Genomic DNA, 10,753 nt, shown 5'->3' with positions numbered 1-10,753 from the left:
CTCCTGAAAAGACCTTAAGTGCCTTCGCTAGATTCATACAAAGTCGACATTTTGTCACCTTAAGCATTGGCATGGCTTTATTGCTGGTCTTCTCTCGTATTTTTGGAATGGGTGACTTATGGCAAGGGATTTTAGGTCCTGACTATGAACGTATTATAAAGCGGGTGGTAGAGGAAGGATTGGAAGTACTAGGTTATACCGTTATATTTTATGCTGCCATGGGATATTTAAAGAGCTTTTTAGCTGGCCAACAATTAACAACTAAAACAGCAGAACAACAGTTACATTCAGAGCACATTATCTGTACTGATTAATAAGCATCAAAGAATTACTATAAAAGGTCATAAACAAGACTGTTTATGACCTTTTTGTTTAGTATTAAAGAGAGCAGGATTGATATGAATATATCCGTTACCATTCTTTTTTACGCTTATTTTATTACTTAAAATACCTTATCTGGTTGTAAGCCATAACGCGTGAATAATGCCGGGTACAAAAAAGAAAATACTAAGAATAAGGTTAATAAGAAAATCTTTTCCTAGTCCAAATTTTAGAAAAACAGCCAAAGGTGGTAATAATATACAGATGATAATATTTAGTAATTGATTCAAAATACTCTCCTAATTAAATATAATGACTTAATAAAATAAAAATAAGTTATGTCAATTACCCATAATCTATACTCGTTTAAGATGTAGAAAAATTTTTTCTCTTACAATACGTTTTTTGTTTTTGTAAGCTTTTTAACTTTGCTCTTAAAGACTGGCCTTTTTTCTCACGATAACGATTTTCCATTGCAGTTTTAACTTTAGCAATCTTATTATCAATCTTCGCACATGAGTGGGCATTAATTTTTTCATTATCTCCGGCAAGGACAACATGAGATAAGAACAAGAAGGCAAAAAGCACCCCTAATTTATTTAAGATTAACATATAATTTCCTCAAAAAGGTGACACTATTTTTAAAATAAGCTTACCAAAAGAATAACCAAATGATGATTAATAGCCAATATTAAATATTAAGACATACCAATTTATTATAAAAAATCATACCAATTACCAGGGGAAAAAATTAATAGTAGAACTTATATCTGTTTATGTAAATGATGATTGAACGTATTAATTAACAACTTAAATTCAAAGGTGAATAAACAAAAAAAGAGCGTGTAACCTGCACAATAACAGGAGACACACTCACTTTATTTTAATTATTTATAGTTAAAATTATCTAATTACTTTAACTTAATTATGATACATAACTTAAGCAACTTGTTCCGATTTTGAAAAAGGCGCAGGTGTTCTAATTAAGTGGTCAAAGGCACTTAAACTCGCTTTTGAACCCTCGCCCATCGCAATAATAATTTGCTTATAAGGTACGGTTGTTACATCGCCTGCAGCAAATACACCCGGTAATGACGTTTCCCCTTTTGCATTCACTTCAATCTCACCACGAGGAGATAAAGCAACACCGCTGCCTTTTAAGAAATCACTGTTTGGTACTAAGCCGATTTGCACAAAGATGCCAGCAAGCTCAACTTGGTTTTCTTCACCACTAACACGGTCGATATAGTTGAGAGCAGTCACACGAGTCCCATCTCCAATAACTTCTGTTGTTTGCGCGCTTTTAATAATAGTAACGTTAGCCAGACTGTTTGCTTTGTTTACAAGTACCTGATCTGCTCGTAGTGTATCTGCGAACTCTAATACTGTTACATGTTCAACTAACCCTGCCAAATCGATAGCCGCTTCAATACCTGAGTTACCGCCACCAATTACCGCTACTTTTTTGCCTTTAAATAATGGGCCGTCACAATGTGGGCAGTAGGCAACACCTTTATTGCTGTATTGCTCTTCACCGTGTACGTTCATTTTTCTCCAACGCGCACCAGTAGATAAAATGACGCTTCGGCTTTTTAATATTGCACCACTTTCAAGTTCAACATGAATGTAACCATCTTCTGTTTTTTCAGCAGCAACAACCGCACCGGCACGTTGCTCATTCATAATATCTACGTCATATTCTTTTACATGCTCTTCAAGTGCAGCAGCCAATTTAGGACCTTGTGTCTCTTTTACTGAGATAAAGTTCTCAATCGCCATTGTATCCATTACTTGTCCGCCAAAACGTTCAGCAACAACGCCAGTACGAATACCTTTACGTGCCGCATAGATGGCAGCGGATGCACCAGCAGGTCCACCGCCTACAACTAAGACTTCATAAGGTTCTTTTTCATTTAAGGCAGCCGCTTGTTTTTTTGCCGCACCAGTATCTACTTTACTTAATATTTCAGTTAATGTGATACGCCCTTGAGTAAAGACTTCACCGTTTAAAAATACACTGGGTACTGCCATAATATTACGTTCAGCGACTTCCGCTTGGAAGGCACCACCGTCAATCATGGTTGTGCTAATCTTTGGATTAATCGCAGCCATCATATTTAATGCTTGTACAACATCAGGACAGTTTTGACAGCTTAAAGAAATAAACACTTCAAAGTTAAACTCACCTTCTAAGTTTCTTACTTGCTCAATCACTTCTGCATCAATTTTCATAGGATGACCACCGCTATGTAACAGAGCCAATACTAATGATGTGAATTCATGACCCATTGGTAATCCAGCAAAACCGATAGCGGTATTTTTAGTTGGGTTAACAACTTGCATAATAGGTTTACGTACACTTGCAGCGGCATCTTCAATCACAGTAATTTTATCGTGTAATGAAGCTATATCTGTTGCTAACGCGTGTAATTTTGTTGCCGTTTCACTGTCATCAAGGCTTAATACTAATTGCACGTCTGTTTTTAAATTTTCTAGATACGCTTTAAGCTGGGTTTTCATATTTTGTTCTAACATAATGTCACCTTTATATTTTTTGGCTGTATTTATTTACGCTTAGTTAAAAACGTAATGAGCAATTTTGGTTAATTTAAAAATCGACTCTCTGGTCAACAAGGCTTTATAAAAATCTATTTTTAAATGACCTCAGTCGATAGGACTAAGGTCTATTTATTACTAAGCAACTTATAGGTTGCTTAGCTTTTAGGTTTAGCTCTTTAGACTTAGATTTTACCTACTAGGTCTAGTGAAGGTGCTAACGTTGCTTCACCTTCTTTCCATTTAGCAGGACATACTTCACCTGGGTGTGCAGCAACATATTGTGCCGCTTTAACTTTACGCATTAGGTCTTCAGCATCACGGCCAACACCTTCAGCAGTAACTTCTAATGCTTGAACAACACCTTCTGGATCCATCAAGAACGTACCACGGTTTGCAAGGCCTTGACCTTCACGCATCATACCGAAGTTGTTTGTGATAGCGCCTGATTGGTCACCAACCATGAAGTAGTTGATTTTACCAATTGTGTCTGAACTATCGTGCCATGCTTTGTGAGTGAAGTGCGTATCAGTTGATACAGAGAAAACTTCTACACCACGTTTTTGTAATTCTTCATAATGGTCAGCAACATCGCCTAACTCAGTAGGACAAACAAACGTAAAGTCTGCTGGGTAGAAGAAAAAGATAGACCATTTACCTAGTACGTCTTTCTCTGAAATCTCTACGAATTCACCTTGTTTAAATGCAGTCGCGTTAAATGGTTTAAGTTTAGAGTTGATCATTTTGTTATTCCTATTAAGTGAGTTAATTACATTAATTGGGCTCGTTCTGCGAGTCCATGGAAAGCATTATGTAGCAAACCAATTGATAGGTAAAATTGTTAATTTCAATTAAATCAATAGCCATAACAAATCAAAAGTAAAGTCGATAGAACGCTAGATAAAGCTGCTAGCTAGAAAGAGGGATAGTTAAAACACAGATAGCTAATTAAAGTGAGGAACTTAAAAAGATTATTACAGGTAGATGATTTTAGAGATAAAAACGTTTTGATTTTTATCAAAAAAAACAAAATTTAGAATGATTTTTTAAATATAAAAATAGCATCACAGGCCCATGATTAGTGTAAAAGCAGCATCTTTAGGAATGAACGTATTTAATTCAAACAAAAATCAAACAAAATATAAGCATAATTTTGTGATACACTACACAAATCATATGGAATTACTTCATCTGAGTAACCTTTAAATCAACTTAGTAAGGCAGGACATAGAATAATGACTCTATTGAGAAGTTATAATATATCAACCACGCTTCCCCCACCAAGATCCAGCACTTTTCCAAACTAAAAATAACTATAAAATTTTCAATGCGACAAATCGCTTCTTACTCTTGCGATTGATGTTGCACATTTATAAAAAGAGTAATGCAGTAAAGTTAAAAGAGAAAATATGAAAAATCATAAATGGAATCGAATTGTACTCAAAGTCGGTAGCGCATTAATTGCACCAGAGAGAAAAGGTTGTAGTTCACGCTACTTATTACATATCGCCAAATTTATATTACAGTGCAGAGATATGGGTATTGAAGTTATTCTTGTGTCTTCAGGTTCAGTTGCAGCTGGCGCACACTTTTTCGGTGAAATAGAAAACCCATCTCTGCCAATCAAAAAAGCAATGGCCGCAGCAGGTCAAAATGAAATGATGGCAGCATGGGATCGTTTCTTTGATTTCCCTTCAGCACAAATTCTTTTAACACACGGTGATTTCCAAGACAGAGAAAGATATGACAGTGTTCGTGAAACTATCTTCGCATTGCTCGAACATGGAATTTTACCCGTTGTTAATGAAAATGACGTAGTAACAACAGATGCATTAAAAGTGGGTGATAACGACAACTTATCAGCAATGGTAGCAGCGGCGGCAGATGCAGACGCGTTAATCATTTGTTCTGACATTGACGGCTTATATAATAAAAACCCACATACTAATGACGATGCGGTGATGATTAAAAACGTGAGTGCTATCGATCAAAGCATTTACGATATGGCCGGAGGCGCACATAGCAGCGTTGGTACTGGTGGTATGCAAACTAAAATAGAAGCAGCTGAAAAAGCAACATCACATGGTCTTACTACCTATATAATCAATGGCTTTAAAGAAAGCTCCTTTGAGCAGTTAATACTGGGTAATAACCCCGGTACTGTTTTTGCACCTTATGCAAAACCAATGGAAGAAGATTTACATTGGATGACTCATACATCAAGAGCACAGGGTGAAGTTGTTATTGGAGATGGATTTGAATACCCTCTACATGAAAATAGTGACCAGCTAACGAGTAATGAAATAGTTGAAGTAGTCGGTGAATTCTCAGCCGGAGATACTATTTTAATTCGTAGTGATGATGGTAAACACTTGGCTAAAGCTGAAGCTAACTACAGCAGCTGTTTACTTAACTTCATTTCAGAACATGACAATCAAGATGATGAAAATGAATATCAGCATCAAACAGGTCCGTTAGTATCGGATAAAAATATTGCAGTCTTAGACCAATAAAGCGATATGTTTAGGGCTAAAACTCATCATAAAAAGCCCCTGTAAATAAAAAGGGAGCTTACGACGAATATCGTAAGCTCCCTTTTTTATTGAGCTATTTAAAAACTCATTTTTTTTAAACTGCAATAGCTTGTTTTACTTCTTCTTTATTTTTCAAGAAAGCATAGGTGAAACCTGTTACTGCTGTACCCGCTGCGATTGCCACTAAGTATAATAATACCGGTGAGATTGCATTTGGAATCAACAGAACAAATAAACCACCGTGCGGAGCGAGTAACTGTGCGCCGAACAACATAGATAAACCACCCGTTAATGCACCACCAGCCATACAGCTTGGAATAACACGCATCGGATCTTTTGCTGCAAATGGGATTGCGCCTTCAGAAATAAAGCATAAGCCTAAAACAAATGATGCTTTGCCGGCTTCACGTTCGCTATCAATAAATTTCTTATTAGCAAGGAAAGTGGCTAAGCCCATACCAAGTGCAGGTACCATACCCGCAGCCATAATAGCAGCCATAGGGCCGTATGATTGAGAAGCTAATAGACCGACACCAAATGTGTATGCCGCTTTATTAACTGGACCACCTAAATCGAAACACATCATACAACCCAACACTATACCTAATAGAACAGCATTAGTTGACCCCATATTGGTTAGGAATTCAGTAAGTGCAGCCATAATGCTAGCAACAGGGCCACCGACAACATAAATCATCACTAAGCCAGTGAATAGAGTCGCTACAAAAGGGATAATCAGAATAGGTTTAAGGGCTTCCATTGATTGTGGCAATGACACTTTGTCCGCAATAAATTTAGCTGCGTAACCTGCGATGAAACCGGCTGCGATACCACCTAAGAAACCAGCACCAAGTTGGCTTGCCAACATACCACCAATTAAACCAGGCGCTAGACCAGGACGGTCAGCAATCGAGAAGGCAATAAAACCAGCCAATACCGGGATCATTAATGCAAAAGCAGCACCGCCACCAATATCCATCAAGGTTGCAGCCATCGTGCCTTTTTCTTTAAATGCTTCGATACCAAATACAAACGAAAGCGCAATCAATAAACCACCGGCAATGACCACAGGTAACATATGCGAAACCCCTGTCATAAGGTGTTTATATACGCCCTTTTCCTCTTCATTTTGAGGAGAGTTTGCATTACTTGTTGCTTTAAAAACAGAAGCTTGTGCAAAGGCTTTAGTAATTTCTTGTTCGGTTTTTTTAAGTGCTAAACTTGTGCTTGTTTTGTACAGTCGTTTACCATTAAAACGCTCAAGTGGCACTTCAATATCAGCAGCAATAATCACTAAATCCGCATCAGCAATATCCTGATCTGTTAATTGATTTTTTGCACCTACCGAACCACGCGTTTCTACTTTAATAATAAGCCCTTGACGTTTCGCTTCACTCTCTAAGGCTTCAGCAGCCATAAAAGTGTGTGCAACTCCAGTAGGACAAGCTGTAATAGCAACAATTTTTTTCACGCCATTACTGTCTGAGCTATTACTATTAACATTACTGCTATCAAGCTGTCTAACAGCGCTTACCGCCCCTTTACTTGCATTAGCTGCCGTTAGCTCTTGCGCGTTATTAATCGCATTATCTAACCAAGCTTGTGGATTTTCAGTGCAATCTGCAATTGCACCTTGATATACACTTTTACCTATAAAACGTGTCGTATCAATATCACTATTGCTGGCGATAATTACCACATCAGCTGCAGCTATATCTTCAGTTGATAACACTTCAACCGGTAATACCGTTGATTGGCACTCTATCGATGCTTTAATATTTAATTTTGCACTGGCTTGCTTTAACAAGCCAGCAGCAATAATACTGTTTGCGACACCACTTGGGCATGCAGTTACAATAGCTATATTTTTCATATTCAATCCTTAAATTAGTTATCGACGTATTTACACGTTTGATGAAATAGGGTTATTGTGAGTGATCATTTTTTGTAAATTTGTTACCGCTTCTAGGCTAGGTACACCTACGCCTACTTGCGTCACCGCTAATGCAGATAACGCGGTGGCAAAGGATAGTGTCTGCTCTGCTTGCCACTGTTGCATATGCCCCCAACAAAGGCCTGCAACTAATGTATCGCCCGCCCCCACCGTACTCACCACATTCATTTTGGGTGGCTGGGCATAACGCCATAGGCTGTTGTTTGAGGTATTGCTTTGAGCATCGCTTGAAGTATTGCTATGAGAGCTACTTTGATCATTTTTTCCTAACCACATCACCCCTTTAGCACCTAATGAAACAACGATATTATCAATACCTTTACTAACTAAATCTTGAGCGGCTTGCTGACAGGCTTCAGCAGTATTAAGTTCACGTCCAACAAATTCAGACAATTCTTCGTCATTGGGTTTAATTAACCAAGGGTGCGCATCTAATCCAGCAGCTAAGGCAGCGCGGCTGCTATCAAAGATCACTTTTTTACCCATTTCATGTAGTTTTTTTATCCAACTTGCACACAACTCAGGTGAGATCCCTTTAGGCAAACTCCCCGCAAGTACAAAAAACTGATGCGTTTCTGCTAATTTAAATAAACAGCTTTCAAATTCATTAATCGCTTGCTCGGAAACCTCTACTCCGGGGAAATTGATATCACTAACTTGCCCATTTTTTTCGACTAATTTAACGTTTATACGCGTTGAACCATCAACACGGATAAACTCATCCTGAGCATTCATTTCGCTAAATAAGGTACAAAATAAAGCTTCATTATCACGCCCTAAAAAACCTGTTACCGTTACCTCTGCGCCTAAATCAGAGAGTACTTTTGCAACGTTAACGCCCTTACCTGCAGCATGCAGGGAACCGGTAGTAGCTAAGCTAACCGAGCCAATATTTAAAGTATCTAAACCGCCCGTCAAATCCAATGCTGGATTTAAGGTGATAGTAACTACTTTATTATTGCTAATAGTATTTTGATGACTCATGGTTTACCCCTCACTCAGGCCAGAAGCAATCGCTTCAGTAATACCCGCTAGTGCTTCTTTTGCATCTGGGCCTTCTACAATAAATTGTAATGAATCTCCGTGTCTAACCCCTAAACCAATCACTTTCATCAGGCTTTTTGCATCTACAAATTTATTATCACCATCAATGTTGGCGACTTTGACCACTGATTTATATTTTTTAACTGCGGCCACTAACATCGCGCTCGGGCGGGCATGTAATCCATGTGCATTATTAATTTTAAAGGTTCCCACATTGTCACTATCAACAATATTTTGTGGGGTAGAAGTCGTAAATATTGCCAACAACTGTTCAACGCTTGAGCTGAATATTTTTGCTTGTTGTTGCTCAAAAACTAATTGGCTAATGATATTTAAAAATGGACCATGAGAACTATTACAAGCTGCAACAGCAATCAGTGCTTTGACAGGAAAACCATTAAATTCACAGGTTTCACTAGTTGTTAAAATAGACATCCCTGAACGTTTAACACCTTTTTCCCCACTCACAAGCCATAAACCATTACCTAAATGTGTTGCATCTTTAGTGACTAACTCAGCAACAAATTGATTCTCAACATTGCCGCTATTTTTTAATAACCCCCCCGCGACTGCACTCATTTGAATCATGTCAGAAGCAGGAAAGTTTAGTTGTATTAATGCGGGGCTAAAGTCAGCTTCAAACTGTACGTCACCATTTAATAACTTAATAACGTCGTCTTTTGTTGTCGCTTGTTTTAATTTCTCTTCAACATCATCAGCAGATAACACTTTGGTTAATTGCTTTAAAATACCTAAGTGTTCGTCAGATTTAGCGGCAATACCAATAACGACATAAGCGATATTCCCATTCCCCCAATTAACCCCCTCAGGAAAGTGATGAACTACAACTCCTGTTTTATTAACTAGATCTCGCGTATCTGTTGTGCCATGAGGAATTGCAATGCCATTACCTAAAAACGTTGAGTTTTGTTTTTCTCGGTAAAGCATCCCTTTAACATATTGCTCGGCAACTAAGCCTTTATCAGCAAGTTGTTTGGCAATCGCTTTAATGGCCGTGATTTTATCACTTGCACTTTGTTGTAAGGTTATATCGTTATTAGTTAGTGTCAGCATCGGTCTTAACCTCTCGCTATATTTTATGAGTTAGCAACTATCCAAGTTTTACTGAATCGATTCAGCAAAACATTCAAAAAAAAGTTCAATAAGCTTATACAATGTTAATTGATACGTTATCTTGGTCTCAATTATTACAACTTCAAGGCTTACTGAATCGTTTCAGCTATTATAGTGAATCGATTCAGCTTATAATGCAACCAGCGAATAAAATAGATTACCAATAATTTGATCTTATCGACATAAAAGGATCTTAAGCATGACATTAGAGAAAATTGCCAAATTAGCAGGCGTATCAAAAACCACTGCAAGCTATGTCATTAACGGTAAAGCGAAGAAGCATAGGATCAGTGAAAAAACACAACTCAAAGTGATGGCGGTGGTGAATGAACATAATTATAGCCCTGATCATGCGGCATCAGCACTGCGAGCAGGTAGCAGTCGATCCTTTGGTTTGATCATTCCAGATCTTGAAAACAGTAGCTACACAAAATTAGCTAAATTGCTTGAATCTAATTCTCGTAAAGCAGGATACCAAATACTCATTGGTTGCTCTGACGATGATGCAGAAACAGAGAAAAACTTAGTTAAAGCCCTACTTAGCCGCCGTATCGATGCGCTTTTTGTTGCTAGTTCATTAGCTGATGGCAGTGAGTATTATTTAAAAATACAACAGCAAGGTACGCCAATTATTGCACTCGACCGTGCCTTAGATGATGAACATTTTGGTTGTGTGATCAGTGAAGATTTTGATGGGGCTTATGAATTAACCGGCTCCGTGATCACTGAGAAGGTAAAGTCTATTGGCCTGATTGGGGCCTTACCTAAATTAAATATTTCGCGTCAACGTCAAGCGGGCTTTGAAGCACAAGCGAAAAGACAAGGCATAGCTTACACTGCTATTTATGGAGATCACTTTAATAGCGAATCTGGTAAAGCAGTTTTTCTACAATGGATAAAAGAGGATAAAGTACCCGACGCGATTATTGTTACTTCCTACACTATGTTAGAAGGTATTTTAGATGTTTTAATTGCCCAGCCCGAATTAATGAAAACCCTCAAATTAGGCACTTTTGGTGATAACCGTTTATTAGATTTTTTACCCATTAAAATTAATTCATTAGCACAACAATTTGAATTAATCGCAGATAGCGCCTTAGCACTGGGTTTAAATGCTTCCGCTAAACGTTATCAAGCAGGGTTAGAGTTAATACCAAGACAAATTATCATTCGAGCATAAAACCGGTCTGACACAGGGGCAAGGGGAACT

Annotated in this window: 8 protein-coding genes and 3 pseudogenes; 3 read left to right on the top strand and 8 right to left on the bottom strand. The window is 37.9% G+C overall.

The window, feature by feature from the left end:
- Positions 1 to 314, top strand: a pseudogene (locus MT391_RS02495) (hypothetical protein); the annotation flags it as partial.
- A gap of 138 nt (positions 315 to 452) precedes the next feature.
- Here the strand turns inward: MT391_RS02495 and MT391_RS02490 are convergent.
- From MT391_RS02490 to ahpC, 4 genes are all read right to left on the bottom strand, one after another.
- Positions 453 to 611, bottom strand: coding sequence for a YqaE/Pmp3 family membrane protein (locus MT391_RS02490; protein WP_166370899.1), 159 nt, complete (start codon positions 609 to 611; stop codon positions 453 to 455).
- A gap of 76 nt (positions 612 to 687) precedes the next feature.
- Positions 688 to 933 carry a hypothetical protein gene (locus MT391_RS02485; RefSeq protein WP_499496808.1) on the bottom strand — a complete coding sequence of 82 codons (246 nt, stop codon included), beginning with the start codon at positions 931 to 933 and terminating at the stop codon, positions 688 to 690.
- A 327-nt stretch (positions 934 to 1,260) separates the two neighbouring features.
- Positions 1,261 to 2,856 (bottom strand): alkyl hydroperoxide reductase subunit F, encoded by a 1,596-nt coding sequence (ahpF, locus tag MT391_RS02480; protein WP_499496807.1) that lies wholly within the window; start codon positions 2,854 to 2,856, stop codon positions 1,261 to 1,263.
- Positions 2,857 to 3,062: 206 nt separating this feature from the next.
- Positions 3,063 to 3,620, bottom strand: coding sequence for an alkyl hydroperoxide reductase subunit C (ahpC, locus tag MT391_RS02475; RefSeq protein ID WP_028867546.1), 558 nt, complete (start codon positions 3,618 to 3,620; stop codon positions 3,063 to 3,065).
- A 666-nt stretch (positions 3,621 to 4,286) separates the two neighbouring features.
- On the opposite strand from ahpC, the gene proB reads away from it, so the two are divergent.
- Positions 4,287 to 5,390, top strand: a complete 1,104-nt coding sequence (gene proB / locus MT391_RS02470; protein WP_166370905.1) for a glutamate 5-kinase — start codon at positions 4,287 to 4,289, stop codon at positions 5,388 to 5,390.
- Between the two features lie 115 nt (positions 5,391 to 5,505).
- On the opposite strand, the pseudogene MT391_RS02465 reads toward proB, so the two are convergent.
- From MT391_RS02465 to fruB, 4 genes and pseudogenes are all read right to left on the bottom strand, one after another.
- A pseudogene (locus MT391_RS02465) lies at positions 5,506 to 6,891 on the bottom strand (fructose-specific PTS transporter subunit EIIC); the annotation flags it as partial.
- Positions 6,892 to 7,022: 131 nt separating this feature from the next.
- Positions 7,023 to 7,284: pseudogene (locus MT391_RS02460) on the bottom strand (PTS fructose transporter subunit IIB); the annotation flags it as partial.
- Between the two features lie 30 nt (positions 7,285 to 7,314).
- Complete coding sequence (locus MT391_RS02455; protein ID WP_499496806.1) at positions 7,315 to 8,349, bottom strand: 1-phosphofructokinase family hexose kinase; 1,035 nt, start codon at positions 8,347 to 8,349, stop codon at positions 7,315 to 7,317.
- Between the two features lie 3 nt (positions 8,350 to 8,352).
- Positions 8,353 to 9,483, bottom strand: coding sequence for a fused PTS fructose transporter subunit IIA/HPr protein (fruB, locus tag MT391_RS02450; RefSeq protein ID WP_499496805.1), 1,131 nt, complete (start codon positions 9,481 to 9,483; stop codon positions 8,353 to 8,355).
- Positions 9,484 to 9,742: 259 nt separating this feature from the next.
- Here fruB and cra point away from each other — a divergent pair, with 259 nt between their 5' ends.
- Entirely contained in the window at positions 9,743 to 10,723 is a 981-nt protein-coding gene (cra, locus tag MT391_RS02445) for a catabolite repressor/activator (protein WP_499496804.1), read from the top strand.
- Positions 10,724 to 10,753 lie beyond the last annotated feature (30 nt).

The sequence above is a fragment of the Vibrio sp. 1-Bac 57 genome (genome assembly GCF_037546855.1).
Taxonomy (GTDB): domain Bacteria; phylum Pseudomonadota; class Gammaproteobacteria; order Enterobacterales; family Psychromonadaceae; genus Psychromonas.
The sequence above is the reverse complement of the archived record's forward strand: the minus strand, read 5'-3'. Positions and strand labels throughout refer to the sequence as shown.